The organism is Pseudoxanthomonas sp. SE1 (assembly GCF_029542205.1).
In the GTDB taxonomy this organism is placed as follows: domain Bacteria; phylum Pseudomonadota; class Gammaproteobacteria; order Xanthomonadales; family Xanthomonadaceae; genus Pseudoxanthomonas_A.
Genome location: NZ_CP113783.1, coordinates 758,993 through 785,884, shown reverse-complemented (window position 1 = coordinate 785,884; position 26,892 = coordinate 758,993). Strand labels below are relative to the sequence as shown.

The 26,892-nt window shown below is 60.9% G+C and carries 21 protein-coding genes; 6 read left to right on the top strand and 15 right to left on the bottom strand.

Annotated elements, in window-relative coordinates; genetic code table 11:
* The first annotated feature begins 45 nt into the window (after positions 1–45).
* Together OY559_RS03560 and OY559_RS03555 are read left to right on the top strand one after the other, a co-directional pair.
* Positions 46–1,674 (top strand): electron transfer flavoprotein-ubiquinone oxidoreductase, encoded by a 1,629-nt coding sequence (locus OY559_RS03560; protein WP_277728740.1) that lies wholly within the window; start codon positions 46–48, stop codon positions 1,672–1,674.
* Between the two features lie 19 nt (positions 1,675–1,693).
* Positions 1,694–3,754: a glycoside hydrolase family 99-like domain-containing protein gene (locus tag OY559_RS03555; RefSeq protein WP_343228758.1), complete on the top strand. Its 2,061-nt coding sequence runs from the start codon at positions 1,694–1,696 to the stop codon at positions 3,752–3,754.
* A 64-nt stretch (positions 3,755–3,818) separates the two neighbouring features.
* Here the strand turns inward: OY559_RS03555 and OY559_RS03550 are convergent, their stop codons facing one another.
* The 3 genes from OY559_RS03550 to OY559_RS03540 form a co-directional block, all read right to left on the bottom strand.
* On the bottom strand, positions 3,819–7,082 hold the full coding sequence (locus OY559_RS03550) for an FG-GAP-like repeat-containing protein (protein ID WP_277728738.1): 3,264 nt from the start codon (positions 7,080–7,082) through the stop codon (positions 3,819–3,821).
* Positions 7,083–7,261: 179 nt separating this feature from the next.
* Entirely contained in the window at positions 7,262–7,897 is a 636-nt protein-coding gene (locus OY559_RS03545; protein ID WP_142123436.1) for a CoA transferase subunit B, read from the bottom strand.
* On the bottom strand, positions 7,897–8,628 hold the full coding sequence (locus OY559_RS03540; protein ID WP_277728737.1) for a CoA transferase subunit A: 732 nt from the start codon (positions 8,626–8,628) through the stop codon (positions 7,897–7,899). Before OY559_RS03540 ends, OY559_RS03545 begins: the two co-directional genes overlap by 1 nt.
* A 113-nt stretch (positions 8,629–8,741) precedes the next feature.
* Here OY559_RS03540 and OY559_RS03535 point away from each other — a divergent pair, with 113 nt between their 5' ends.
* The 4 genes from OY559_RS03535 to OY559_RS03520 all read left to right on the top strand — a co-directional run bounded on the left by OY559_RS03535 (position 8,742) and on the right by OY559_RS03520 (position 12,052).
* Positions 8,742–9,674, top strand: a complete 933-nt coding sequence (locus OY559_RS03535; RefSeq protein ID WP_277728736.1) for a D-cycloserine synthetase — start codon at positions 8,742–8,744, stop codon at positions 9,672–9,674.
* 76 nt (positions 9,675–9,750) lie between these two features.
* Positions 9,751–10,497, top strand: coding sequence for an electron transfer flavoprotein subunit beta/FixA family protein (locus OY559_RS03530; protein WP_277728735.1), 747 nt, complete (start codon positions 9,751–9,753; stop codon positions 10,495–10,497).
* Positions 10,497–11,435: an electron transfer flavoprotein subunit alpha/FixB family protein gene (locus OY559_RS03525; RefSeq protein WP_277728734.1), complete on the top strand. Its 939-nt coding sequence runs from the start codon at positions 10,497–10,499 to the stop codon at positions 11,433–11,435. Before OY559_RS03530 ends, OY559_RS03525 begins: the two co-directional genes overlap by 1 nt.
* Positions 11,436–11,497: 62 nt before the next feature.
* A complete protein-coding gene (locus tag OY559_RS03520; RefSeq protein ID WP_277728733.1) occupies positions 11,498–12,052 on the top strand; it encodes a hypothetical protein in 555 nt (184 codons plus the stop codon).
* Between the two features lie 58 nt (positions 12,053–12,110).
* Here OY559_RS03520 and OY559_RS03515 read toward each other — a convergent pair whose 3' ends face one another.
* From OY559_RS03515 to OY559_RS03460, 12 genes are all read right to left on the bottom strand, one after another.
* On the bottom strand, positions 12,111–12,971 hold the full coding sequence (locus tag OY559_RS03515) for a class I SAM-dependent methyltransferase (protein WP_277728732.1): 861 nt from the start codon (positions 12,969–12,971) through the stop codon (positions 12,111–12,113).
* Positions 12,968–13,336, bottom strand: a complete 369-nt coding sequence (locus OY559_RS03510; protein ID WP_277728731.1) for an EamA family transporter — start codon at positions 13,334–13,336, stop codon at positions 12,968–12,970. The genes OY559_RS03515 and OY559_RS03510 overlap by 4 nt, the downstream gene beginning before the upstream one ends.
* On the bottom strand, positions 13,329–14,366 hold the full coding sequence (locus OY559_RS03505; protein WP_277728730.1) for a glycosyltransferase family 2 protein: 1,038 nt from the start codon (positions 14,364–14,366) through the stop codon (positions 13,329–13,331). The genes OY559_RS03510 and OY559_RS03505 overlap by 8 nt, the downstream gene beginning before the upstream one ends.
* Positions 14,363–15,787, bottom strand: coding sequence for a hypothetical protein (locus OY559_RS03500; RefSeq protein ID WP_277728729.1), 1,425 nt, complete (start codon positions 15,785–15,787; stop codon positions 14,363–14,365). The genes OY559_RS03505 and OY559_RS03500 overlap by 4 nt, the downstream gene beginning before the upstream one ends.
* Entirely contained in the window at positions 15,784–16,827 is a 1,044-nt protein-coding gene (locus OY559_RS03495; protein WP_277728728.1) for a glycosyltransferase family protein, read from the bottom strand. The genes OY559_RS03500 and OY559_RS03495 overlap by 4 nt, the downstream gene beginning before the upstream one ends.
* Positions 16,824–19,565 (bottom strand): glycosyltransferase, encoded by a 2,742-nt coding sequence (locus OY559_RS03490; RefSeq protein ID WP_277728727.1) that lies wholly within the window; start codon positions 19,563–19,565, stop codon positions 16,824–16,826. The genes OY559_RS03495 and OY559_RS03490 overlap by 4 nt, the downstream gene beginning before the upstream one ends.
* The gene (locus OY559_RS03485; protein WP_277728726.1) at positions 19,562–21,655 is read right to left on the bottom strand and encodes a GT99 family glycosyltransferase N-terminal domain-containing protein; all 2,094 of its coding nucleotides are present in this window, start codon (positions 21,653–21,655) and stop codon (positions 19,562–19,564) included. Before OY559_RS03485 ends, OY559_RS03490 begins: the two co-directional genes overlap by 4 nt.
* Positions 21,656–21,705: 50 nt before the next feature.
* Positions 21,706–23,016: an ABC transporter ATP-binding protein gene (locus tag OY559_RS03480; RefSeq protein ID WP_277728725.1), complete on the bottom strand. Its 1,311-nt coding sequence runs from the start codon at positions 23,014–23,016 to the stop codon at positions 21,706–21,708.
* Positions 23,006–23,713 carry an ABC transporter permease gene (locus tag OY559_RS03475; protein WP_277729904.1) on the bottom strand — a complete coding sequence of 236 codons (708 nt, stop codon included), beginning with the start codon at positions 23,711–23,713 and terminating at the stop codon, positions 23,006–23,008. The genes OY559_RS03480 and OY559_RS03475 overlap by 11 nt, the downstream gene beginning before the upstream one ends.
* Positions 23,714–23,878: 165 nt before the next feature.
* Complete coding sequence (locus tag OY559_RS03470; protein WP_277728724.1) at positions 23,879–25,072, bottom strand: cystathionine gamma-synthase; 1,194 nt, start codon at positions 25,070–25,072, stop codon at positions 23,879–23,881.
* Between the two features lie 98 nt (positions 25,073–25,170).
* A complete protein-coding gene (locus tag OY559_RS03465; RefSeq protein WP_277728723.1) occupies positions 25,171–26,541 on the bottom strand; it encodes a pyridoxal-phosphate dependent enzyme in 1,371 nt (456 codons plus the stop codon).
* Positions 26,542–26,656: 115 nt separating this feature from the next.
* A complete protein-coding gene (locus tag OY559_RS03460; RefSeq protein ID WP_142123411.1) occupies positions 26,657–26,875 on the bottom strand; it encodes an HP1242/YdcH family protein in 219 nt (72 codons plus the stop codon).
* Positions 26,876–26,892: the final 17 nt, after the last annotated feature.

Below are 26,892 nucleotides of genomic sequence, written 5' to 3'. Positions count from 1 at the left end.
TGCCCCTTCCGGCGCAAACGCCGAAAATGCGGGGAGCCTAACGCCATGCTGGAGCCGAGCCCGATGTCCGATGTCGAACGCGATGTGATGGAGTACGACGTCGTGACCGTCGGCGCGGGGCCGGCCGGCCTCGCGTTCGCCATCCGGCTCAAGCAGCTGAACCCCGACATCTCGGTCTGCGTGATCGAGAAGGCCAGCACCATCGGCGCGCATATCCTGTCCGGCGCGGTGATCGAGCCCCAACCGCTCGACGCGCTGCTGCCGGGCTGGCGCGACAATCCGCCGCCGGTCTGCGTGCCGGCCACGGACGACGAGTTCTGGTACTTCAGCAAGGACGGCGGCCGCAAGTTCCCGATCGTGCCGCCGGGCATGCGCAACCACGGCAACTTCATCGTCTCGCTCGGCGCCATGTGCGCCTGGATGGCGCCGCGGGCCGAAGCGCTGGGCGTCGAGATCTACCCGGGCTTCGCCGCCGCCGAGACGCTGCATGACGACGATGGCAAGGTCGTCGGCGTGCGCATCGGCGACATGGGCATCGCGAAGGACGGCAGCCACAAGCCTGGCTACACGCAGGGCATCGACATCCGCGCCAAGGTCACCGTGCTCGCCGAAGGCGCGCGCGGGCACCTGACCAAGCGGCTGGTGAAGCGCTTCGCCCTGGACAAGGACAGCGACCCGCAGGCGTATTCGATCGGCATCAAGGAACTGTGGCAGGTGCCGGAAGGCCGCGTCACGCCCGGCAAGATCGTGCATACCCTCGGTTGGCCCGCCAGCAACGACATCTACGGCGGCAGCTTCCTGTATCACTTGGAAAACAACCAGATCGCGCTGGGCTACGTCAGCGGCCTGGACTACAAGGATCCAGAGTACAAGCCGTGGGAAGCCTTCCAGCAGTGGAAGAACCACCCACTGATCAAGCCGATCCTGGAGGGTGGCAACATCCTGTCCGCCGGCGCACGCGCCATCGTCACCGGCGGCTGGCAGTCACTGCCGAAGGTCGAGATGCCCGGCGCACTGCTGATCGGCGATACCGCCGGCCTGCTCAACGTGCCGAAGATCAAGGGCACGCACCAGGCGATCCGCAGCGGCATGCTGGCGGCCGAGCACCTGGTGTCGTCGCAACTCGCGCCGGAGGGTTTCGATGCGAAGCTGCGCGGGTCGGATGCGATGGCGGAACTGAAGTCCGTGCGCAACATCAAGCCGGGTTTCAAGAAGGGCCTGTGGTTCGGCATGGCGAACGCGGCATGGGAAACCGCCGTGGGCGGTTTGTCGCCATGGACGCTGAAGGTGAAACCCGACTGGTCGTCACTCGACAAGGTCGGCGAGCACGAGGAACCGAAGCGCGATTACGTCGACCGCACTCTGGCCCCGCGCGACCGCCTGCAGGGTGTCTACTTCGCCGCCACCGAACACGACGAAGACCAACCCGTCCATCTACGCGTGCACGACACCTCCGTCTGCATCACCCGCTGCACCGCCGAATACGACAACCCCTGCACACGCTTCTGCCCGGCAGGGGTGTATGAAATCGTCGACGACGGCACCGGCAAGCGCCTGCAGATCAACGCCGCCAACTGCGTCCACTGCAAGACCTGCGACATCAAGGACCCCTACCAGATCATCGACTGGGTAACGCCGGAAGGCGGCTCGGGGCCGAATTACCAGAACCTCTAGGACGCTTGTGGCGACTCCATTGTCACGCCGCCTTCGCACCGGCCTTTTCTACGCGCTGCGAACGGCATTCCGGCTGACGCCGATGCCGCAGGGCACGCGCGACAAATTGCGCGAGCGCTTTCTGGACACGAAAGGCCATTGGGTGCCGGAAGGCCCCAAAGGCAAGGCACCGACCGGCGACCTGCCGCGCAGACCGTACGTCCGCTCCGATGAGCGCGCCATCGGCTATGTGCCCTATAAAAAAGGCGAACTGCCCGATCCACTGCCTGCCACGCTCGTCGCGTTCTACCTGCCGCAGTTCCACACCATTCCCGAGAATGACGAGTGGTGGGGCAAGGGCTTCACCGAATGGCGCAACGTCACACGTGCCCTGCCCCAGTTCGAAGGCCACTACCAACCCAAGCTACCGGGCGACCTCGGCTTCTACGATCTGCGCAACGTCGAGGTCATGCACGAGCAGGCACGCCTTGCCCGCGAGTACGGCATCAGCGCGTTCTGCTTCTACTTCTACTGGTTCGGCGGCAAGACCCTGCTCGAAACCCCGCTACGCAACTGGCTCAACGACAAGACCATCGATCTGAAGTTCTGCCTGTGCTGGGCTAACGAAAAATGGACCCGCACTTGGGATGGCCGCGGCGATGAGATCCTGATTGGCCAACAGCATTCGCTTGAAGACGATATCGCGTTCATCGAGCATGTCGCGGAGTACATGCGAGACCCGCGATATCTGCGGGTTGATGGCAAGCCTGTTCTTCTGGTTTATCGTCCCGCACTACTCCCGGACGCTGCCGCCACTGCGGAACGTTGGCGTCACTCGTGCCGTGATAATGGCGTAGGTGAAGTTCATCTCGCATACGTCCAAAGCTTTGAGCTTCCGGCTCCCGCTTCACTCGGCTTCGATAGCGCGATTCAGTTCCCTCCGAATATGTCATCTGCTGCATTGGTTGGTGATGACGTTCATCTAATCAATCCACACTATGCGGGTACGATCCGTGATTGGCACAAACTCAGTAAGAATTTCGAGAAGTCTTTACGCGCATCCAGGAGCTATAGACTGTTTCCCGGCGTCAATACCGGCTGGGACAATGAGGCGCGCCGTCCAGGACGCGGAACAACGTATGTATGCTCCGCGCCTTTCCGCTACGAGCGCTGGCTCCGTCGTAGCATAGAGTGGGCAACGCAGCAGCGAGAGCAAGCCCCGATATTCATCAACGCTTGGAATGAATGGGCGGAAGGCGCGGTGCTAGAACCCGACGCTCGATCTGGATACTCCCATTTATCAAGTACCCGCTTAGCGCTCTTCGAACAAGGGCCACACCGGATCAGGCCGATCGTTGTGCTCCATGCATGGCACTTGGATGTGCTGGCGGAGATATTGGCTCAACTCCGAAATTGCGAGATTCCTTGGCAACTAGAAGTCTCCACCACGCCCGAAAAAGCCAAGCCTACCGAAGACATGCTACGTCAGTGTGATCTGCAACATCGTATTCACGTTATCGAGAATAGAGGCCGGGATATTCTGCCGTTCCTTGAGATTGCCGCGCGCCTAATCCAGGAAGGAGAGCAGTTGATTCTGAAGCTCCACACTAAACGATCCCCCCATAGAAACGATGGCGACCAGTGGAGGCGCGAGCTAGTTTCCAGTCTTGTTTCCGGAGTCCGCGCACAAACGGTCCTCGATGCGTTTTCTAAGGATCCCGACTTGGGACTCGTGGCGCCCGAGGGGCATGTCCAACCCATGAGCTACTATTGGGGAGCAAATGCACCTGCGGTGTCGCGACTAGCAGGGCGTTTGGGCCTATCACTCACGGACCTCAGCGAATCTAGGTTCGTGTCCGGCAGCATGTTTTGGGCTCGCTTGCAGGCGATTCGCCCACTGATTGAAATCGGCCTTAGCCGCTCGGATTTTGAACAGGAGAAATCGCAAGTCGACGGCACCATGGCGCATGCAATCGAACGCATCATAGCTCCGTGCATCGCTTCCGAAGGCTGGAAGTGGACTACCGTTGCCGACATCATGGGTCAGCCTGCGCCTAGTCGTGCGACTCCTTATCCGTATGCCGAACGCAGTCGACAATAGCCCAGTTAAAGAAAAAGGGTCCGTTTGAACGGACCCTTTTTACGTCTAGCTTTGGCAGCTGAGATCAGAAGCTTGAAAGCACGTTCCAACCCGTGCCATATGCCCTGTTCAAGCTCTGTCCATTGAAGGAGGTGCCCGTACTGAACCACATGGCAATCTGGCGGGACGCATTACCAATCAGTATATCGGCGTTCCCGTCGCCATTGAAATCGCCCGTCCCCAAAATGCCATAGCCCGCAGGCAGGGTATATCCAGCCGCCCGCGTCAACTCGGCACCGTTCATCTGCCAAGTCTCGAATCGCCCGGAGGCGGTATCGCGCCAAATCAGATCCGACTTCCCGTCGCCGTTTATGTCCACCTGACCAACAGCCACCCAGCCCGCACCGTACTGCCTGTTCAGCGCCTGCCCGTTGAAGCCACCGTTGCCAGTACCAAACCACATCACAAGCTCCCGTGAGGGGCTGCCGATTAAGAGGTCGCTGAAACCATCCCCATTGAAATCACCTGTCGTCAGAATGGTGTAGCCGGCCGGCAGACTGTAACCTCGAGCCTGAACTAGCGTAACCCCATTCATTACCCAAGTTTCAAACTGTCCACTTGAACTATTGGACCATAGCAGGTCGGATCTGCCGTCGCCATTGACTTCAAAGTTGCCAACAGCACTCCAACCGGAGCCGTAAACGCGTGCGAGCGATTGGCCACGGAAGCCAATTCCGTTGCCGAACCACATCACCGTATCGCGCGCAGCACTCGTCAATAGTAGATCAGCGTGACCGTCACCATTGAAGTCACCTGTCGTCAGGATTCGGTAACCCGTTGGCAGCGTGAAGCCGCTGGCTCTTTGCAATGCGGCCCCACCCATCATCCAAGTTTCGAACTGACCCGCGGCATCACTCTTCCACAAGATATCGGAAGCGCCGCTGGCGTTGAAGTCCGTCGTTACCTTCTGTGCAAAGAACGGGCGCACATCAAGGTCGGCCACCCATCCAGCGCCATAAACGCGGTTGAGCGCTTGACCATTGAATGAGGTGCCGGTGCCGAACCACATGAACAATTCGCGCTGACTGTTGGACAACAACAGATCCAACTTACCGTCGCCGTTGTAATCGCCAGAACCAAAGATTTCATAACCCGCCGGCAACGAGTAGCCAGTGGCGGCGGAGAGCGTGTAGCCGTCCATGACCCAAGTTTCGAATTGCCCGGTGCTGTCGTTACGCCAGAGCAAATCCGACTTGCCGTCGGCGTTGATATCCACTGCCCCCGTAACTGCCCATCCCAGGCCATAGACCTTATCTAGGCTTTGACCATTGAACGAGGTACCCGTGCCGAACCACATCACCAGTTCACGGGATGGCCCCCCGAGCAACAGATCGCCAAAGCCATCGCCATTGAAGTCACCCGTAGTCAACACAGAGTAGCCGGAGGGCAGATTGAAGCCCGCAGCACGAGTGAGCGTCGCTCCATTCATAATCCAGGTTTCAACAGCGCCTGTGACGTTATTTCTCCAGAGCAAATCAGATTGGCCATCTCCATCAAAGTCGATCTGGCCGACTGCCGACCATTCAACTCCATAGGTGCGATTTAGGGACTGTGAGCTGAATGTAGTCCCAGTACCCGTCCAAAGAATCAGATCGCGGGCGGCGCTCGTAAGCAGCAAATCGTTGAAACCATCGCCGTTGAAATCGCCAGAGGTCATGACCCGATAACCTGCAGGAAGCTGAAAACCCCTAGCCGATGACAGAGTCGCACCATTCAAGACCCACGTTTCAATCTGGCGCGAATCGGAGCGCCAAAGAAGGTCCGAGTATCCATCATTGTTGAAGTCGTTGCGCCCCTTCCCGGTGAATGGCACAACCGTCGCTCGGAAATTCGCCACCACGGGAATTGTCTGATTCAGACTACGCGCATTGTCTTCGCTGTTCGCAACACCGCAGGCTAAGTTACTCGCCGCACCGCACGTACTCTTCAGAGGCGTGGAGAAAATGCGATGAGCGATCTGACCTGTATCGCCATATGCCATCACGGTATAAAAATTACCGGCTGCTGTGCCCGTCTTGTAGCCAAAGGAGTAGGGGTAACGGCCGTACTGCAGAGCCCCTCCCGTGGTAGTGGAGTTTGCGCGATCATGCGCCGAACCCATCAGATGGGCCGCTTCATGCACCAGCGTCTCGTCGGCGCAATAGTACGTCTTGCCGTCGGTGCCTGTGTCGTAACCGTCACTGATCACAGCATAGCCCCAAGAAGCGTCGGCAGAAGTAATAGGGGTCTGATTCGCGCCGTTCAACCACGCGATACCACAACCTTCGTTCTCTGGAGTATTGAACTTACGCACCAGAACCGCGATGTCCGCGCCGTACTGGTCGCGCGCAGTTCGCAGTGTTGCCAGACTAGCAGGGACAGTCACGGGGGAGTTGCCCGTGTTGCCTGTCAGCTCCTGAAGTGCCGTCTGATTGGTATTGGTATTGGTGTAGCTGACCTGCACGGCATTAACAATGCGCAGGTAGCCATTGACGTCACTGTTCGTGAATGCCTGGTTGCCGACTTGTACCAGATAGACCAGACGCGTGGTAGCACCCGAGGCACCGCCGTTTGCAGTGGCGAACTCAGGCGTGTAACCCACGGCGACATCGATCGTGTTGGCGGAAGTCGGCGGTGCGGCTTGCGCGACGGCCGTCGCCCCCTGGCTCACCTGCGCGGACTGGCTGACTGCTGCTGCCATCGACGAACGCAGCGTCGCGGCCTCGGGAATCATTACATCTTCGTGGCCCTTCGTAGCGGATACAACTTTCGATGGATCGGTCTGCACGGCGAACACGCGACCGTTGCTGGTCTGTAGGCTCAGTGCCGGCTTGCCGTTGGCTTGCGGAATCGAACCAAACACCGCCTTCTCGCCGAAAGTGATGATGGCCTCCTGCATCGGGTCGCCGCCGACGACGCGGCCGATCCATGTCCAGTTGCCGTCGATCTCTTCGACGTGGCGCTCGTAGCGCAGCTTGACCTGGCTGCCATCAGGCGAAGGCACGGTCATTTCACCCGTGGCGATACCCTTGAAGGCATGCGCTTCGCTGATCGCGGTTGGGAACCAGGTGTAGGCACCTTCCTGCTTGGCGGGCGTCGCCTTGTTGGGGAAGGACAGCAACGCGCCGCGATCGGGCGCGTTGGCGATGGACGCGCCGATTGCGCGTGCCAGCGGGAGCGCCGTCGGCAGGCTGCCGGCCGTCTTGCTCGCGGCCACACCACGCATCCCTGCGATGCCCGATTCGGGGCTTTCTCCACTGCACCCGGCCAAGACCAACATCAAGGCGCAAGCGCCGACCCGGAGTTTCATACGTACGCCTCTGAGAAAAACGGATAGAGCCCCTGAACCGACACTATAGCCCAGCTCCCGGGCCACAAAACAGCCAACAGGTTCGCCTCTCCGCGTTATCGGCCGGAAAACGTACAGCTGAAAGTCAGGCGTGCGCCATCGCGCACGACAACCGGACTTGCATCACGACTTAAAGTGATTCATGCGGCGGATCGGAAGGGCACGCCGGTCTTCGTCGCCAGTTCCGCTTCGGTAACGCCCTCGGCCTTTTCCACCAGCACCAGTCCCTCGGGCGTCACGTCAAAAACCGCCAGGTCCGTGATGATCCTGTCCACCACACCAACACCCGTCAGCGGCAGGTCGCATTGCGGCAGGATCTTGTGGCTTCCGTCCTTGGCCACGTGCTCCATCAGCACGACGATGCGCTTGACGCCCGCCACCAGGTCCATGGCGCCGCCCATGCCCTTGACCATCTTGCCCGGGACCATCCAGTTGGCCAGGTCGCCTTTGTCGGTGACCTGCATGGCGCCCAGCACCGCCAAGTCGATGTGGCCGCCACGGATCATCGCGAAGGAGTCGTGGCTGCCGAAGTAGCTGGCTCCCGCTCGGGCGGTGACAGTCTGCTTGCCGGCATTGATCAGGTCGGCATCCACCTCGTCCTCGGTCGGGAAAGGGCCGATGCCGAGCAGGCCGTTCTCGGACTGCAGCCAGACGTCCATGCCGGCGGGGATGTGGTTGGCGACCAGGGTCGGCAGGCCGATGCCCAGGTTCACGTAGGCGCCATCGGTCAGTTCGCGGGCGGCGCGCTGTGCCATTTCATCGCGGGTCCAGGGCATCACTTGTCTCCTTGGCGGACGGTGCGCTGCTCGATGCGCTTCTCGGGGGTCGGGTTGTGGACGATGCGGTCCACGTAGATGCCTGGCAGGTGGACGTGGTCGGGATCGATGGCGCCGATCTCCACCACTTCCTCGACCTCCGCGATGCAGACCTTTCCAGCCATGGCGCAGGCCGGGTTGAAGTTGCGCGCGGTCTTGCGGAACACGAGGTTGCCGGACTTGTCGGCCTTCCACGCCTTGACCAGCGCCACGTCGGCCATCAGGGCGGTCTCCATCACGTACCAGTGCTCGCCGAACTGGCGGGTTTCCTTGCCCTCGGCGACGACCGTGCCGTAGCCCGTCCGGGTGAAGAAGGCCGGGATGCCCGCGCCGCCGGCACGCAGGCGCTCGGCCAGCGTGCCCTGCGGGTTGAACTCCAGCTCCAACTCGCCCGAGAGGAACTGGCGCTCGAACTCCTTGTTCTCGCCCACGTACGAGGAAATCATCTTCTTGATCTGCCGGGTCTCCAGCAGCAGGCCCAAGCCGAAGCCGTCCACACCCGCATTGTTGGAGATGGCCGTCAGCCCCTTCACGCCACTGTCTCGCAGAGCGCCGATCAGCGCCTCCGGGATGCCACACAGGCCGAACCCGCCGACCGCCAGTGTCTGACCATCCGCCACGACGCCGTCCAGCGCGGCCGCTGCACTGGGATAGAGCTTCTGCTTGCCTCCGGAGCCGGGGTTACCCGCCATGGCGCGATCCATTCGATGAGGAAAGCCCGCATTCTACCCAGCCCCTCATCCCGGACACAGGTACTTTCGGGCAATGGGAATCCCGTACGGGGCGTGCGCGTACACTGGTGCGCATGATGAACCTCGCTCTCGTCACGGCCGTGGCCGCCACCGGCCACGACGACGATCTGATGCCATTGCTCGATGCCTGCGCAGACGCCGGCGTGCATGCCCGTGCCGTGGCCTGGGACGACCCGACCGTTAGCTGGGGTCGCTTCGACGCGGCCCTGCTGCGTTCGCCATGGGATTACACCGAGCGACTGTCCGACTTCCTGGCCTGGTGCGAGCACACGGATCGGGTGACGCGCCTACTCAACCCGCTGAACGTCGTGCGCTGGAATACCGACAAACACTATCTTGCGGATCTGGCCACCATCGGCATACCCGTCGTCCCGACCCGGTTCGTCGAGCCCGATGCCGAGCCCATGGAGGCGCTGGCGGGGTTCCTGGACGAATTCGACGCGCAGGAGTTTGTCGTCAAGCCAACGGTAAGTGCTGGCGCCCGAGACACCCAGCGGTACGCCCGTGACCAGCAGTTCGTGGCCGGCAACCACATCGGCCGCTTGCTGGAGCAAGAGCGCAGCGTGATGCTGCAGCCCTATCTGGCTTCGGTCGACCAACATGGCGAAACCGCGCTGCTGTACTTCGATGGCCGGTTCAGCCACGCCGCCCGGAAAAGCGCCCAGCTGCCTCCCGGCGAAGCGGCGAGGCAAGCGCCGATGGCTCTCGGCGAGATCGTGGCGACCACGGCCACCCCCGCCGAGCAGGCACTGGCCGAGCGGGTCCTCAGCGCCACCGCGCGCCTGAGGCAGCTCGAGACGCCCCTTCCCTACGCGCGCATCGACCTGTTGACCGGCACCGACGGGCAACCGCAGCTGCTGGAACTGGAGCTCACGGAACCATCTCTGTTTTTCGCCCAAGCCCCCGGCAGCGCGGCACGTTTTGCAGGTGTTCTGGCGGAACAGCTGGCGGATGGCACCGTACGGGCTCGCATGGCCCCCGCCTGACCGCTAAAATCCCACGTCTGCCCTCGGCCAGCCGCCGCGGCCGGGCCTCACCGTCGCATACAGGAATTCCCGCAGGATGAAGATTCTCGTCGCCTACAAGCGCGTGGTGGACTACAACGTCCGCATCCAGGTCAAGCCGGACGGCTCCGGCGTGGTCACCGACGGCGTCAAGCTGTCCCCCAATCCCTTCGACGAGATCGCGCTGGAAGAAGCCCTCCGCTTGCGCGACAAGGGCATCGCCACCGAAGTCGTGGTCGCCACCATCGCCCCCGCAGACGCCCAGGCCCACCTGCGCAACGGCCTGGCCATGGGCGCCAACCGCGCCATCCACGTGGTCACCGATCAGGCCATCCAGCCGCTGACCGCCGCCCGTACCCTGCTGAAGCTGGTCGAGAAGGAGTCGCCGGACCTGGTGATCCTTGGCAAGCAGGCCATCGACGACGACGCCAACCAGGCCGGCCAGATGCTGGCCACGCTGTGGGGCCGCCCGCAGGCGACGTTCGCGGGCAAGCTCGACATCGCCGACGGCAAGGCCACGGTGGTGCGCGAAGTCGACGCCGGCCTGGAAACGCTGGAGGTCGACCTGCCTGCGGTCGTCACCACCGACCTGCGCCTCAACGAGCCGCGCTTCATCAAGCTGCCCGACATCATGAAGGCCAAGAGCAAGCCGCTGGAAACGCTTCAGCTTGCCGACCTCGGGGTGGAAGCCGCCGACACCCACAAGACCACGCACTACGCCCCGCCAGCCAAGCGCAGCAAGGGCGTCATGGTGAAGGACGCGGCCGAACTGGTCGCCGCACTCAAGCAGAAGGGGTTGCTGTAATGGCCAAGGTTCTTGTCATCGCCGAACACCTGGACGGCAAGCTCAACGCCTCCACCGCCAAGACCGTCAGCGCCGCCGCGGCGGTGAAGGCCGACGCCATCGACGTCGTCGTGCTGGCCGCCGACCCGACGGCCGTCGCCGCCGACGCCGCGCAGATCGCCGGCGTCGCCAAGGTGCTGACCGTCGCCCATGCCGCCAACGCGAATGCCATCGCGCAGGTACTGGCACCGCAGATCGCCAAGCTCGCCGCCGGCTACACGCACGTGTTCGCGCCGTCGACCACGTTCGGCAAGGACCTGCTGCCCTGCGTGGCCGCCCTGCTCGGCGTCAACCAGGTCTCCGACCTGATGGCCGTGGAAAGCCCGCACACCTTCAAGCGTCCCATCTACGCCGGCAACGCGATCATCACCGTCGAAACCCCGGCCGACCAGACCGTCGTCGCCACCGTACGCACCGCGTCCTGGCCGGAAGCCGCCAAGGGCGGCAGCGCGACGATCAAAGCGGCCAGCGTGGATGCCACCCTGCCGACGCACACCCGCTATGTCGGCTTGGCCGCCGGCAAGTCCGACCGCCCCGACCTGCAGAGCGCCAAGCGCGTCGTCTCCGGCGGCCGCGGCGTAGGCTCGGCCGAGAACTTCAAGGTGATCTACGCCCTGGCCGACAAACTGGGCGCCGCCGTCGGTGCTTCGCGCGCCGCCGTGGACGCCGGCTACGTGCCGAACGAACTGCAGGTCGGCCAGACCGGCAAGATCATCGCCCCCGAGCTGTACGTGGCCGTCGGCATCTCCGGCGCCATCCAGCACCTGACCGGCATCAAGGACGCAGGCACGATCGTCGCCATCAATAAGGACGGCGAAGCGCCGATCTTCGAGATTGCGGATATCGGGTTGGTGGGGGATCTGTTCCAGTTGTTGCCTGAACTTGAGTCACAGCTCTGAACTCAACCGCCACGAGCTTCGCGAGCGTCGTCGTGGCCCAACTTATCGAGGACACCTCACCTATGAGTCGAAAACTATTCCCCGCCGTCACGCTCATCGCGATCGCGCTCAGCGGTTGCAACGACAAAACACCCGAGTACCAAGAACCCATGGCTGCCACCCCGACGGTGCCTGCCGACGCCTCGACTGGAACCGAACAGCCGCCTACGACTCAGTTCTCCGAGTTCACGGCCGATCTCGAGTCGCTTGGGAAAGTTGAGCTTTGCGCGCTGGATGCAATCAACGGAAACTCGCCACAGGAAGGCGTGTTCAAGGTGGCTGGCGCGGGCGCGGTCGCATTTGAGGGGTGGGCAGCCACGACCAGCCTCACGAATCCTGGCAACGTGACCGTTGTTCTTTCCAAGCCTGGAAATGCCTTCTCGATCTCGGGCCCGGCGGGCATCAAACGGGATGACGTTGCGACCGCATACAAAGCTGAGGCACTGACCAATGCAGGCTTCAAGCTGGAGCTCGCCACGCTGCAGGTTCCGGCAGGCGAATATACGGTGTCCATTCTCCACGATGAATCGGGCGCGCAAGTTTCATGTGCGAGCCCACTCAAGATGATCGTCGAGTAATAGACCATCCAACAGTTCGCCGGCGAGCATGCTGCGCCGGCGGACCCGCATACCCGGCTCAGTCCTTGCGCAGGATCCAGACCCGGATGTCAGCCGGCAGTATCGCTAGCGCCGGTATGAGTGCGCCAAGAATGGCAGTGAGCAATCCTGCCTTCACTGCCGACACGGACTTGTCGTACCTGACACGCGAATAAAGGCCATCATGGCTTGCGGTGGGAAGGGCGAACGTGTCGGCCACGGAAAAACCTGCATTGCGTGCCAAACGCTGCATGGCCGGAGTATCGAAGTAGTGCAGGTGCGGCGATGGGAAACCAACCTGCCACATGCGGTCGAACGACCTGCTCAAGCCGACACGAGCCATCGCCTTCGACAGGCGATAGAGGAATCCCGTGCGGTCAGGCGCATTGACGATGACGTGCCCGCCGGCATTGAGGTGCGCATGGCACGCGGCCAAGGTGCCAGCGACGTCGGGGATGTGCTCCAGCACGTCGTTGAACGCAATGAGGTCATACGTTTCCGCCCCTACAACGTCTGGGAAGAAACCACTCTTCACATCGAAGCCACGGCTACGTGCGACGTCGGCAATCAACGGATCCGGTTCGATCCCCGCGACATCATACTCGCCGCTCATGCGCTGGAGAAACCAACCGTGCGCGCAACCGACATCCAGCAAGCGCGGGGACCCTTGGGAACCGGCCGGGAGCAACAGGGCGACGCGCTTCGCGAGGAGGTCGAAATTGGCGATGCGTAGCGTCCGCAGCGCATCCTCGCGCGCATGCTCGTCCAAGTCGTTGCCGGCCTTCTGATCGAGAATCCTCGGCTTCAGACTGCTACCTTCGTAGGAGCACTCGGTGCACTTGAGATGCCAGGGCGCAACTCCCAGGGTGAGCGTTGCCCCACATGCCGGACACTCACTCATGCAATCTTCCCCCAACTCGTTACGAAAACCCCGAACATGATGATGCCACCTCCAAGCAAGGTCTGGTAGCCGATCTTCTCGCCAATCAGGAAGTGGGCGAGCAATGGCACCAGCAAGAACGTCAGCCCATAGAACGGAAAGGCAAGCGACAAAGGCAGCCTCTTGAGCACCAGAATCCACATTATCGTGGCCAAGCCGTAAACGAACAGGCCGGACAATAGGCTCGGGGACAACAGGCTGCGGGGATCTCCGAACGAGACGCCCTTCGATGCCCACTTGAACAGGATCTGCCCTAGGCTAAGCAGCAGGAGCGTCGCCGCGAGCAGAAGCGCGGTCCCCCACCCCATCCGGATCGGATCATTCATCCGAAGACCTCACCGCGAGCGCTGCCAAACGTTGCTCCAGAAGGGTGTGCATGACGCGCCGGGGCACGTTCGCGATATCGTACGAAAGGAACGCCAGGACGAGTTGTATGCCCACCAACAGGGACATCGTAGGAATCATCACAGTCCCGGTGCTAGCACCCACATTGGTGGACGCTGATATCCACCAATGCCAGCACCCGAAGATCAGGCCGAATGCCAGGAGGCCCAGCCCCACGAACAACTGGAGCGAAGCGAGGGGCAAGTCCCGCAACATGTAATTGTACGCGATCCGCTTGAAGAGATTCCGCGCGTGCTTGGCCGCGAATTCGCCGACGATCCGCTTGATCTTCAAGCCGCTTTCTTCATCGCCATAACTGGCATCCATCGGGACGTCCACCACCACGGCGCGCAATATGCTCAGTCTGAAAAGCATGTCGGTCTCGAAGAAGTAACGCTTGCTGATCTTCTCCCGCGGCACGAACCTCGCCGCATTCGCATGGATCGCTGTGTATCCGTTGGTCGGATCGAAAAGATCCCAGTACCCGGTCGAGAGTTTAGTAAACAGGGAGAGGATCGCATTGCCGAAGATACGGACCTTTGGCATCTCGTGGATACGCTTGAGGTCAAAGAAGCGATTGCCCTTGGTGTAGTCAGCCTCACCACGCAGGATGGGGTTAACGAACGCCATCAGCAGTCGCGGATCCATTTGCCCATCGCCATCGATCTTGACTATCACGGAAGCTCCGTCGGCCACCGCCTGGTCATACCCTGTCAGGACCGCGCCTCCGACGCCCTGGTTCTCTGCGTGCCTGAGGATGCGTAGACGCCGGTCGACGCAATGCCGCTCTATGAAGTCCGCACTACCGTCCGGGCAAGCATCATCGACGCAGTAGATTAGGTCAACCTCAGCCCCAATCTTGGAAAGGACGCCCATGATGTGCCGCGTGACCCGGTAGCATGGGATGACGACGGCGATGCAAGAAGTCCCCGGCCGGCTCTCAACAGCATCCGGAACAGCAGGCTCATTCATGGTTCCATCCTCGCCTCGGACTCACGGGCCAGCACCTTCGCTGCCAAGTGGAGCGCTGGTGGCGCAAAGACGACAGCGAAGGGGAACAAGAAGTAGTAGTAGCGGAAATCGTTGGCCATCGCCGTCATGAACGGAAGCGCGATCTGTGCGATGAAGAACACCGCCACCAGCCAGAGGGGGGAGAACGCCCGTCCAAACGAGAGCATGGCGGCCAGCAAGAATAGGGCTGGCAGAAGATTCCAGAAAACGGCGCGAACCAGTGGATTCCGTGTCTCCACCAAACCCGACTGAACTTTCCTCTGGACATCCAACGCCCAGGCTGGCTTCTCGGAGGTCTCAAATCGGTCGAGGACTTTGCATTGCGCCTCGACCATCCCGAAAACTTGCCCGCAGTCCTCGAACGTCCCCAGGTCGTAGAACGTCATGCCACCGAACGAAGTCGACGGCTGGAGTGTGCCCAGGAACATCTGGACTCTCGATGAGACGCATAGCGAGAAATTGTTAGCGCATAGCCTGGGGGTGCGTTTTAGGATCGCCCGGTACACGTGATCAAGCTCGCCTTCCGAGATGGGCGCTGGATTGTTCCGAAAGTAGTCTGGTGAGAACTCTTTCTCGTAGTCGGCACCGAACGCCTGCACTGCGAGCCTACGATCGTACTCATGGTCGTCCGAATTGTAGCCATTCTTGTTCGTGACTATGGCCAAGAAGGGCTGCGAAACTGCAGAGACCTTCAATCGCAGCATGTGTGCGTTGTCATTGCTCACAAGCTTGCTCGCGCCAATCGCCTGAAGCCCGGCAAAGCCAACTATCGCGAAAACAATTGGCAACCAGAGCCTGCGTTGCGCAAAGACACTGCGCCAGCCGAGCAAGAGAGGCACCAATACCGCGTTGAAGATCATTCCGTGGCGCATGCCAAGGCAGAAGAACAGCGAAAGGCCCAACAAGAAGCCATCCATCCCGGTTGCCCGATACCCTGGCTCGGCCCTCATCCTGTAAGCGAGTGCCGCCATGAACACCAGGCCATATGCGATCGGCACATCTTTCCAAACGACGCCGAGGTAGAGCAGCGTATGGAGTGATGCAGCCCAAGCGACCACGGCGACACACCCAAGAAGCCGGGTGCCTTGGCGATGGAGGGAGTGACGTAAGGATTGGTACAGCAGCATGCAGCACCAGGCAATCTGCAAGCTGGTGTAGAGCCAGTAGGAATCCAGCGGAACCGCGAGAAACCTGACGAGCAACGCATTCAGGAGAGGATGATAAGTCGTGTACTCACCCCCGAGAGCCTCTCGGGTTATGAATAGCGAGTCATGCGTCGCGAATCCTGGCCAAGAGTAGAACCTGGCGACGACACCTGTCAGCACGATCACCCCAAGGATGAAGGGCAGCGTCCGTCCGGCTTCCTTTCGTAGATGACTCATACTCTGCTCAATCCTCGATCAATGGCGTCCATACGCAACCTCACGGCATCACCAAACACTCGCTCTCCAATCAGGCTCGTCGCGCTCGACAAGACTCTGGAGGTCAAAGCTTCGTCCGCGCAAGCTCGCTCGATGCTGGTCGCCCACGCCAACGCGCTATTGTCTGACTTCATGCAATCCATGTCGACGCGAAGCGACGAATACGCCGGCACGTCCGAAACCAAGGCGGGCATGCCAAGCGCGGCGTAGTCCAACACCTTGATATTGCTCTTGCTGTCATTGAATCGCGAACGCAGCAAAGGAGCTACCCCCAGCCTTCGAGCCCCTTGCAGGCAAAGCCAGTGCACGAAGGCCGGGTAAGACGCACCTATGTGCGAGGGAATGGCTAGCACCTCGAGCCATGGGAATTCACCATAGTGTGAGGACACGCCGACGACGTCCAACTTGTACCTGCCCGGCGCACGCCGCTCAAGCAGGGCCATCGCTTCGTTGAGCAGGTCGAGATCTGCAGCGTGAGTCCGAGTTCCCATGTAGAGCAGCCTCGACACAGGACCACTTACCAAGGCCGGGCCACCGGCCGTTACCCACAGGCCTGGATCCAACGCATTCGTCATCAACAATGGAGGCGATCTGGAAATGCCAGCCGAATTTCCGGCCAAGTTGGGTGTAGAGCACCAAACCTGGTCCGCGGCCTGCAACGACGCTCGGACTGCTTCGAGCTTCCCGGCGTACACGCGCCGCTCGAACTGATCATCCAGCTCGAACAGGTTGTCGTCCAGATCGTAGATCATGGTCGCGCCGACTGCCTTCGCGACCTTCACAACCGCAGCGACATCATCCGATGTCGGCAGCGCCACACGCTGCCATACGATGACATGAGGTTGAAATGCCTCGACTTCCTCTGCGACGAGGTAACGGACCTCCCAACGACCATGTGTCGCATCGCGAATCGCATCGAAGAACGTTGACAGTCGAATCGTTCCACAGGGCGACAGAACGCCTCCCAGCCTCTCGGGAATGACGGCTATCCGCATGATCATGCTCGTCGCCCCCGTGGGATCGACAGCAGGAGATCAGCAAGCGATCCGGCCGAGATCGTCGGAGGAACCGTCCTGTGGAGGTCATTCCCCGCCAATCGTTCTATGAACGCACCCAGATGGGTTGCAACGATCGGGACACCGGAGCGAAGAGCCGTCGTCAGGGTGTATGAATAGGTCTCCGGCGCCTGCGACGCAAAAAGGATGATGTCAGGCTGTGCCTCGACAACTAGATCATCAAGCTTCGAATCATCGTACCTGCCGGAACTCGAGAACACCGGCGACAGTCTTTTCGGAACCTCGCCTTGAGGATCACCGATGAGGTGGATTTCAAGCGGCAATGATCTTCTCAGCACCTCTTCGGCCAATGCGAGTACCAGCTTCCTGCCCTTGTGGGGTGCGAGGGCGCCGAACAGCACGACCCGACGCTTCGTCCTCCCACCGACAGGTACGTCAAAGGTACCCAGCGACCTCAGGTCTTCGTGCGGCACGACTTGGAAGGCGCGTTGGAAATAGCGCTGCATCCGTGACGCGCAATCTCCACTTGGTGCTGCGAGAGCACTCGCACCGAGCACCAGCCACTCATTGTGAATCCGCCAGTTCCGGATGTCGCTCGAAGCATGGCTGGGCCGCGTGCTTATGCACTCGTCGCAACCTTTGAGTGCAGGCTCGCCACAGTAATTCCCCGACGCATCGGTCAACGTTACCTGCGGGCAAATAGCGAAGTAGTCATGGGCCACGAAGTCAAACGGAAGACCCGAGATCGCGATCGCCTTGCGTAGCACCTCGGTGAACCCTAGTACATGGTGGATCTGGATGCGTCCGGCACCCATCGCCAGCAGCAACGCGGAGAGCTCTTGGGCGTTCTCCACATCCACCTCTACAGCGAATCCGTCCGTCGCATGGGGGCACTCGACCCTCACTCTCCGTGCATAACCTTTCACGGGGCGGATCACGATCGTCCTGCTGCCGGATGGAGTCGCGCGCGCCACGTCCTGCACGTGGCGCTCGGTCCCCCCCCCCAAGGCATGGGTGAACAGGACGCGTACATCAATGGCCAGGGTGCGCCATCGAGCAAACGTCAGCCTGATCCGTGCATGCAGGCCAGGGTCACCGCGCACGAAATTGGTGACATCGCCTGCATATTCGGGATAGCGCCCGCGAATGATCTCCTCGCCAATCAGTTTGCTCGGCTTGCTTGAGGTGGTGAAGCTGACTTCCCCGGCATGCTTGACGTATACATCGAGCGCAAGCAAATTCTTCATGCCATTGCGCATCGCACGCTGGCAGAAGTCGACTTCCTCACCGTAGCCCTTGCCGAAAGCCTCCTCATCGAACAAGCCGATCTTGCGCAAAGCCTCAGCCGTGATCAACATGCAGAATCCAACGCCCGTCGGCAGCTCAACACTGAGCCCGGCATTGGTGGCCGCCGCCAGCGAATCGATACTTCCCGCCGTCTCCCCCTCGGGGACAGCATTGGGGCCCAGCTGCGGATAGCTGCAGATGGTTGCGTTGTTTGACATAGCTGTCACGGTGGCGACATCGCTGTTCGCGTCCACATGGCCCCGGAGTCTCGCAACCCAGTCACCTGAAACTTCCGTGTCGCTGTTCAGCAAGATGACACTGTCAAAGTCCGGGAAAAGCAAGGCGGACTTCATCGCCTTGTTGACTGTCCTTACGAAACCGAGGTTCTCATCGTTTTCTACATAGATCAGTCGATCATTCTCGGCCGCCAACACACGCAAGAATTCCGTGATCTCAGGCTCAGGCGATGCATCGTTGTAGAGATGCAGGCGAAGCCTGTTCTTGGGCATATTCTCCAGCACTGATTCAATGCAGGCTCGGGTCTCTTCCAGCCCGCGATAGACGGGAACGATGACATCGACCGGTGCGTGCGGACGTCGTTTCGCAACGCCATCCACCTGGCCTGTCAACCGGCCCACGCTTAAGTCTCGCTTCAGATGCTGGATGCCTGCTGGTCTTCCAACGACCAGATAATGGGAGAGAGGATCCCACCCGCCAAGCGATGAACGCCCCACGTCGACGACATACCCGAAGGAGTCGAAATCCGGTCCCGGGCTACGGCCCTCAGCAGCTCCGTAAAGGCCGAAGTGCAACGATGGCGCCATGCCGGAACTCGCCACATCGGGATTGGCGGACCTGTACCACGCGGGATCAAAGTACTCGTTCGGTCGGCGACCTTCCTGTTCACCGTACAGCACGAAATGAATGAGCGGGTTGAATCCCCCCTCCCTCACATCATCGTTATGCGCCAGATAGAACGCCTGATCGAAAAGTGCATGTGGAGCATTGAATTCCCTCCAGTTGGACAGGTATTGCGCCAGGACGGCCTTGAGGGTTGGCCGCCGCCGCGCGCTTGAAAGGCGCGCAGCTACTGGATCAAACCATGGATGGGGTCTGAGTCCGATGTAGTCTCCAACAAGCCAGTAGTGGATGAGTGCCTCACCTGCCGTGGCATCCAGGCCATAGCGTGACCTGTACCAATCCAAGCCCAGCAATGGCGAAGCCAGTGACAGCGAATCACCAACCAAGGCCTCCGCAAGCTCCCGTCGCCCTCCCTGAAATCCCGCTACTTCGCCAACCCACTCAGGGTCCAGCAGCGGGCTGGAGGCAATGAGGCGAATCTTCAAAGCGTTAGGCAGTACGCGCCAAGGGTTACTCAACGCCAAGCCGCGGAGCACGTTGCGGAACCGGCTTTTCTTGAGGCGATCGATGATCATGCTTGGCCCTTCTTGGCCCGCTTGGCCAAGTACTTCTGCCTCCAGGTCATTTCCGAGACGCGCTTCATTTCATCTATGCTTGCGTTCGCCTTCCCTAACGCTTCCGCCTGATCCCCCAACTCCTTCTTCAGAAGATCCTGGGCCTCAAGCAACAACGCCAACCTCCCCTCGATCCTCGCTGCCATGTCGGCCAGCCTACCGGCCTGGCTCGCTTGAACTTCTGCCAGGGGCTCGAAAAAGCGACACATCTTCTCTACCGAAGCCGACAGATCGTTCAGACGAACTGACTGGTCATGGTTGCTTTCGAGAAACTCAGCCCGGGTCTGCGCTATTTGGCTCGAGCTATGCTGCAATCGCGACGAGAGCTCGTCGATGTCCCGATGGAGCTCGTCGCGCATAGAAGTCTCGCCCGCTTGGCGGACTTGGCCAAGGATGCCCTCCCTGATCCTGAAAAGCTCATGTGCGATCGCGGAATCCGCACTCTGGTGAGAGAGGGCGAACTCCAGGACGCCGTGTCCTGGGCTAGCGCGGGCGGCGGCGGAAGACCACAGATCGTCAACCGAGAACTCGAAGTAGACCTCACCGCCGTCGTTGAGCAGCGACATCGCTTCGCCGTCACGGAAATGTGCGCAACTCGCTGAGATCAGGCGAAGATGGGTATCGAAGAGTGGGGACAACTCCGCGCGCGCGTCACCACCCCAGCCCCAGCGCATCGCGCGCAAAGTGTTGCAACCAGCGAGTGCTGGCGCACTGATGCGGACGACTTCGGGGCGAGCTCCGGACGGCAATACGAATTTCACAACACTGGCCGCGCCATCGCTCACCAGGCTGGAGGGCCGAACCGACAAGTCATCTGCATACCCATCATCGGCTCGTGCCCGATAGCAAAGCAGCCATCCATCTTGGGGACCTCCAACCGCTTCTGCCCCGGCATCCGCCCGCGCACTCTCGATCCGCAGCCTCGCCATATGGCGAAGCGCTCCGCGCACATCGACCTTAGCACCGCCCGAATCCTGCTCCAGCCCATGACCCCGGAGGTGCATGGCAGCGATCTCCTCCTCCGCTGGTTTACCCAAACGGAAGCGGATGTAATCGGCCGAGAATACCTGCGAGTAGGGAACCAGATAGCCCAATAGAAAGTAGGCCAACTTGCGCCCACGCTGTTGGGGGTCCTTTTCGCGGACGACGAATCCATAGGATGCATCCCCCTCGACATCAACTTCGAGCTCCAGCATGAGGGCTTCGAGGCCAACGCTGGAGTTCACGCAAACCACCTTGTTGCACTGCGCAAGGAAGTCCAGGACGGTAGCCGAAGAGTCGTGCTCCGCCATCCCCTGCCTGACTTGAAATCTACTGCCAGGATGACTCCGTATGAGCGGCAACTCGGGCGGGTTCTCCAGCAACGCCTTCGCAATCAGGCTTGCATTGTCGAAGCCATTACTGAAAGAAATCAGGTTCGAATCATCCTCGACCTGCAGTACCACGCCCAAGCGATTCCCGGGACCGCGCTTCTCGCACTCCATCGATGAGAATGCGCGACGAAGCTCAGGAACATCGAACTCTTGCGCCCAGACGCCTGGATCACTCTCGTAGCGCCGCGCGGCTTCCGTGTTCCCGTTCACCCCGGAAAAATCGAAGTAAGCCGTCGGCCGATACTGGGGCTCGCGAAGGGGACCCACTTCCAGGTGAACTACCGGGATTCCACGTGCCGCGGCGACTGCGCTTAGAGATGGACAGTTACTCCAGCTAAGAATTACCTCGATGTCATCCGGAAGCGAAGACAGGCCAGTCTCGAGCGCTTGCCTTACCTCCGGAACATCTTCGCTCAAGAAAGCCTTAAAGAAAGCCAAAGGATTGCCACCGAAACGTGGCAGCAGCCGCGTCATCAGCTCTGGATCAAGCAGCGAGAAACGATGCCGCTCGAGAGTCGTCGCGTCCGGCAGACCATAACCATGCTCAATCTGACGATGCTGCCCAAGCTCGACCCTGCCTTTCATCGCGGCGCTATCGCACGGCTCCAGGTAATCGGCCGAAAGAAGGAACGCCATGGGTTCTTCAATGGACGACAGCAGCTTGTAGAAAACCCACAAGTATGGCGCGCTTATCCCTCGGAAAGCGTATGGCGACAAGAATGCTGCGATCATAGCCTGCCAGCCTTTGCGGACACGGGTGCGAAAACGACGCCGACTTGCTCGCGAGGAGACCAGAACTTTATGGACTGGATGGGCCGTCGCTGATCAAGCTCTTCGCGCACCCCATTGGCAATTCGCGCGAGGCCACAGTGGATCAGATACTCGCCAGCGCTGATTGGTAGCTTCGCCGAAAACTCTACGACTTGCCGCCCGCGCTCGAGAATGATGGGGAAACCTGCGCGGATATTGTTGTCTCCCCAGATATCCCCCCCTTGTGTCTTGGTGATCGAGACACCGAGGGCAATGTCATCGAGCATCTCGGACGATGCGATCGTGAATCTGAAGGTCAGCTCTTCCCCAGACCTGACGACTGGGCTTTGGTCGAAACTGCTGCCATCGCGCCGAACGATGTCCATTTTTTCGATTATCGCGCGCGCGGTCCCGAATCGCTTCTCGGATATATCGTCGTTTACGCTCCGGCGTTGGGCTGCCGCCAAGTACTCGGCGGTCACTTCCATACGTTCCGGGCAACTGTCGGAGGCCTGCCCGGGCCTGGCCGCAATCATTCCTTTCTCGTAAGTGAGTACAGCCGCCAACACATCGTTGGTGTCGATCTGTATGCTGCCAGCATCCATCACGATGCATCGATCGGCGTACTCGAGGATGCTGCCAGTGGAATGGGTCACCATCAGAATGGTCACGCCCCTCCTACGCAGCTCTTCCATCCTCCTGAAGCATTTGTACTGGAAGCCTATGTCACCAACGGAAAGCGCTTCGTCGACGATTAGTATCTCCGGGTCCACGCAGGCTTGGACCGCGAATGCAAGCCTCACGTACATGCCACTTGAATAGGTCTTGATCGGCTGGTCGATGAAGTCGCCGATGCCAGCGAATTCCTCGATCTCGGGCAATCGCCGCTCCATCTCGCGACGGGACAACCCGAGCAATTCACCGTTCAGGATGACGTTCTCACGGCCAGTGAATTCAGGATTGAAACCTGCGCCCAGTTCGAGCAACGCAGCGATACGCCCCCTGACATCCACGCTACCCTCGGAAGCCGCGAGGGTCCCGCAGATAATTTGAAGGAGGGTTGATTTTCCTGCGCCGTTACGGCCGATGATGCCAATGGTCTCCCCTTTCATCATCTTGAAGGAGACGCCAGAGAGCGCCTTGAACTCTCGGTAGTAGTTCTTCGAAGCAAGACCGAACAGCCTCCTCAAGCGCGGCAGCAGGAACTGCTTCAGCCGATCACGCGGAGTCTCGTAGATCGCGAATGACTTACTGACGTTGTCGACCGAGATCGCGACTTCAGAGGACATCTGCAAACCCCTTCCGCGTCCTCTGGAACCAGGCGAATCCAGCCCACGAAACCACGATGGCCACCGTGAGGCGAAGGACATACGTGCCTCCATGTGGAAACCGCCCTTCGACTAGAACGCCTCGCACGTCCTCGATGATCGATGTCAGAGGATTGAAGTGCATGACCTGCTGTATGTCTGCAGGCAACGCGGATACAGGATAGAAGATTGGCGACAGGAACAGCAGCGCCGTGGTCACCAGAAGTATCACTTGGCTGACGTCGCGCAGGTAAACGCCCAAGGATGCGAGGAACCAACTCAGCCCAAGGGTCAGGAAGAGCATCGGAAGTATCACGACGGGGAAAAGCCATGCGGTGGCTGGAGGCACACCGAAAAAGACGAGACAGAAAAGCACCCAGACCAGCAGACTGACCGCCCCATGAAAAAGAGAGCATCCCAGTGAAACCAGAGGCAGTATCTCCAACGGAAAGACAACCTTCTTAACGTAATTGACGTTCATCAACACCAGCGTCGGCGCCCGGTTGAGGCACTCCGAGAGTATGTTGAACACCAAGAGCCCCGAAAACAGGATCATCGCGAACTCAACCTTGGAGTCGGAGCCCCCACTCCAGCGCGCCTTGAATACAACGCTGAATACGAAGGTATAGATGACCAGCATCATCAACGGATTGAAGAAAGACCAGAGTGTGCCGAACATGGAGCCCCGGTAGCGACCGAGTACTTCCCGTTTTACGAGGGCCCATATCAGCGAACGATGCATCATGAGCGTGGCGGGCATCGACGCGGGACTGATTGGAAATTCCTTCATCACTCGTCTCGCGTGCGGTTGCCAACACGTGGACAAGGGCCCGCGATCATCCGCTTACTGTTCAAGAGCAAGCCCCCTGCGCATGTCCGCAAGCAGGTCTTCGATCGCCTCCGCCCCGACACTCAACCGCACCAGCCCGGCGGTGATCCCCAGCGCGTCGCGCCGCTCCACGGGGACCGAGGCATGCGTCATCACCGCGGGGTGGTTGACCAAGCTTTCGACGCCGCCGAGCGATTCGGCCAGGGTGAACAGCCGGGTATTTTCGCAGAACCGGCGGGCGGCATCGAAACCTCCCTGGATAACGATGGAAATGATGCCGCCGAAGCCTTGCATCTGCCGGCTCGCGAGCGCGTGCTGCGGGTGCGATGCCAGGCCGGGGTAGATGACTTTCTGGATCGCGGGATGCGTTTCCAGCCACTGCGCCAAAGCCATTGCATTCTCGCAATGCGCCTTCATCCGCAGATGTAGCGTCTTCAGTCCACGCAGCGCGAGGAAACTGTCGAACGGCCCCTGCACCGCGCCGATGGAGTTCTGCAGGAACGCCATCTGCTCTGCAAGCTCCGCATCGTCACCCACGACCACCATGCCGCCGACCATGTCGGAGTGACCATTGAGATATTTGGTAGCGGAATGCATCACGATGTCCGCGCCGAGTTGCAGCGGACGCTGCAGGATCGGCGAGGCGAAAGTGTTGTCGACGACCACGCGCAGGCCGCGCTTGTGCGCGATATCGCTGATGGCGGCGATGTCGACGATCTTCAGCATGGGGTTGGTGGGCGTCTCCACCCACACCAGTCGCGTTTCCGGGCGAATGGAGGACTCGAACGCCGCCAGGTCGGTCATGTCGACGAAGCTGAAGTCCAGCCCCGCCGTGCGTCGGCGCACGCGTTCGAACAGGCGGTAGCTGCCGCCGTACAGGTCGTCCATCGCCACGACGTGGCTGCCGCTGTCCAGCAGTTCCAGAATCGTCGAGGTGGCCGCCATGCCGGAGGCGAATGCGAAGCCGCGGGTGCCGCCTTCGAGCGCGGCGACGCAGCGTTCGTAGGCGAACCGGGTGGGATTGTGGGTGCGCGAGTACTCGAAGCCCTGGTGCACGCCCGGACTGCTCTGCGCGTACGTGGACGTAGCGTAGATCGGCGGCATGACGGCGCCGGTGCTGGGGTCGGGCGACTGGCCGCCGTGGATGGCCAGCGTGCCCAGCGCCAGCCCGTTCGGCTCTGCGCTATCGGAAGTGGAGTGTTGCGCCATGTTCTTGTTCCTTGAAACAGCCGGGCATTCTACCAGCCTGGTCTTAACGTAACGTCCCTGCCACGCCGCCGCCCGCGGGGTCCGCGGACGTCCTTCCTTTACTGTGCGCGGCGTCGCAGGTAGTTCAGCAGGTCGATGCGGGTGATCAGGCCCAGGAAGGCGTCGCCGTCGGTAATGATGGCTACCTGTCCCCGGTCGAAGACCGGCAGCAGCGCCTCGATGGGCGACCGTACGTCCAGCCGGTCCAGCTTGCTGACCATCGCGGTGGAGACGGGGTCGCGGAAACGCGCTTCGTCGCCATACACATGCAGCAGTACGTCGCTTTCGTCGACGATGCCGACCAGCCTGTCGCCTTCCATCACCGGCAGCTGCGAGACGTCGTACAGCTTCATGCGCTGGTAGGCGGTCGTCAGCAGGTCCGTCGGGCTCACCACGACCGTGTCACGCTGGCTGTACGGACGCAGGATCAGGTCGCGCAGGTCTCCGTACTGGGGCCGGTCGATGAACCCGTTGTCCAGCATCCAGTAGTCGTTGTACATCTTGGACAGGTACTTGTTGCCCGTGTCGCAGACGAACACAAGCACCTTCTTCGGCCCGGTCTGCTCCCGGCAGTACTTCAGCGCTGCGGCCAGCAGGGTGCCGGTGGACGATCCGCCCAGGATGCCCTCTTTCGCCAGCAGCTCGCGCGCGGTCAGGAAGCTCTCGCGGTCGCTGATCGCATAGGCCTTCTTGACCCGGGTGAAGTCCGAGATCTGGGGCAGGAAGTCCTCGCCGATGCCCTCCACCAGCCAGCTGCCGGACTTGGTGCTCAGCGTGCCTTCGTTGATGTACTGGGTGAGGATGGAACCGACCGGGTCGGCCAGCACCATCTCCGTCTGCGGCGAATGCTCGGCGAAGCAGCGCGACAGGCCGGTCATGGTGCCGGAGCTGCCGCAGCCGAACACGATGGCATCCAACTGGCCGTCCATCTGGCGCAGGATCTCCGGGCCGGTACCGAATTCGTGCGCCGCCGGATTGTCCGGATTACCGAACTGGTTGATGAAATAGGCACCCGGCGTTTCGCGGGCGATGCGCTCGGCCAGGTCCTGGTAATACTCGGGGTGACCCTTGGCCACGTCGGAGCGGGTCAGGATGACCTCGGCGCCCATGGCCTTCAGGTTGAAGATCTTCTCCCGGCTCATCTTGTCCGGGACCACCAGCATCAGTTTGTAGCCCTTCTGCTGGGCCACCAGGGCCAGGCCGATGCCGGTGTTGCCGGCCGTACCTTCCACCAGGGTCGCGCCGGGCTTCAGGTCGCCGCGCTTCTCGGCGGCCTCGATCATCGACATGCCGATGCGGTCCTTGATGGAGCCGCCGGGGTTGGCGCTTTCGAGCTTCAGGTAGAGCGTGCAGAGCCCGGTGTCGAGGCGCTTGGCCTGGACGATCGGCGTGTCGCCGATCAGTTCGAGTACGGAAGAGTGGATCGCCATGCGGCCGTGCATCCGGTGCGGTACAGGCCGGGATTATCGCATTTGGGTGGCGCGGACGGCGACGGCCGACGAGGAGGCCGTCGCCGCCCGCGACAAGAAAGTGGCGGGGCAGGCGTCAGTGCGGCTTGGCGTCGTAGATCCGGAGCAATCGCTCCTTGGCGTGCAGCTTCTCGCGCTTCATCTGCCCGAGGCGGTTGTCGTCGATGGGCAGCACGCCCAGTTCGGCGTCGGTGACCTTCTTGTCCAGCTCGCGATGGCGCTGGTAAAGCTGCTTGAACTCCGGATCGGCCTTGATGAGTGCATCGATTTCGGCCTGCGGTTGACCTTCGAACATGATCGTTACCTCCTTCA

Excerpts from the sequence above, each read along its gene's own strand:
- OY559_RS03560 (WP_277728740.1), top strand. The coding sequence starts at position 46 with ATGCTGGAGCCGAGCCCGATGTCCGATGTCGAACGCGATGTGATGGAG.
- OY559_RS03550 (WP_277728738.1), bottom strand. The coding sequence starts at position 7,082 with ATGAAACTCCGGGTCGGCGCTTGCGCCTTGATGTTGGTCTTGGCCGGG.
- OY559_RS03545 (WP_142123436.1), bottom strand. The coding sequence starts at position 7,897 with ATGCCCTGGACCCGCGATGAAATGGCACAGCGCGCCGCCCGCGAACTG.
- OY559_RS03540 (WP_277728737.1), bottom strand. The coding sequence starts at position 8,628 with ATGGCGGGTAACCCCGGCTCCGGAGGCAAGCAGAAGCTCTATCCCAGT.
- OY559_RS03535 (WP_277728736.1), top strand. The coding sequence starts at position 8,742 with ATGATGAACCTCGCTCTCGTCACGGCCGTGGCCGCCACCGGCCACGAC.
- OY559_RS03530 (WP_277728735.1), top strand. The coding sequence starts at position 9,751 with ATGAAGATTCTCGTCGCCTACAAGCGCGTGGTGGACTACAACGTCCGC.
- OY559_RS03525 (WP_277728734.1), top strand. The coding sequence starts at position 10,497 with ATGGCCAAGGTTCTTGTCATCGCCGAACACCTGGACGGCAAGCTCAAC.
- OY559_RS03520 (WP_277728733.1), top strand. The coding sequence starts at position 11,498 with ATGAGTCGAAAACTATTCCCCGCCGTCACGCTCATCGCGATCGCGCTC.
- OY559_RS03515 (WP_277728732.1), bottom strand. The coding sequence starts at position 12,971 with ATGAGTGAGTGTCCGGCATGTGGGGCAACGCTCACCCTGGGAGTTGCG.
- OY559_RS03510 (WP_277728731.1), bottom strand. The coding sequence starts at position 13,336 with ATGAATGATCCGATCCGGATGGGGTGGGGGACCGCGCTTCTGCTCGCG.
- OY559_RS03505 (WP_277728730.1), bottom strand. The coding sequence starts at position 14,366 with ATGAATGAGCCTGCTGTTCCGGATGCTGTTGAGAGCCGGCCGGGGACT.
- OY559_RS03500 (WP_277728729.1), bottom strand. The coding sequence starts at position 15,787 with ATGAGTCATCTACGAAAGGAAGCCGGACGGACGCTGCCCTTCATCCTT.
- OY559_RS03495 (WP_277728728.1), bottom strand. The coding sequence starts at position 16,827 with ATGATCATGCGGATAGCCGTCATTCCCGAGAGGCTGGGAGGCGTTCTG.
- OY559_RS03490 (WP_277728727.1), bottom strand. The coding sequence starts at position 19,565 with ATGATCATCGATCGCCTCAAGAAAAGCCGGTTCCGCAACGTGCTCCGC.
- OY559_RS03480 (WP_277728725.1), bottom strand. The coding sequence starts at position 23,016 with ATGTCCTCTGAAGTCGCGATCTCGGTCGACAACGTCAGTAAGTCATTC.
- OY559_RS03475 (WP_277729904.1), bottom strand. The coding sequence starts at position 23,713 with ATGTTCGGCACACTCTGGTCTTTCTTCAATCCGTTGATGATGCTGGTC.
- OY559_RS03470 (WP_277728724.1), bottom strand. The coding sequence starts at position 25,072 with ATGGCGCAACACTCCACTTCCGATAGCGCAGAGCCGAACGGGCTGGCG.
- OY559_RS03465 (WP_277728723.1), bottom strand. The coding sequence starts at position 26,541 with ATGGCGATCCACTCTTCCGTACTCGAACTGATCGGCGACACGCCGATC.
- OY559_RS03460 (WP_142123411.1), bottom strand. The coding sequence starts at position 26,875 with ATGTTCGAAGGTCAACCGCAGGCCGAAATCGATGCACTCATCAAGGCC.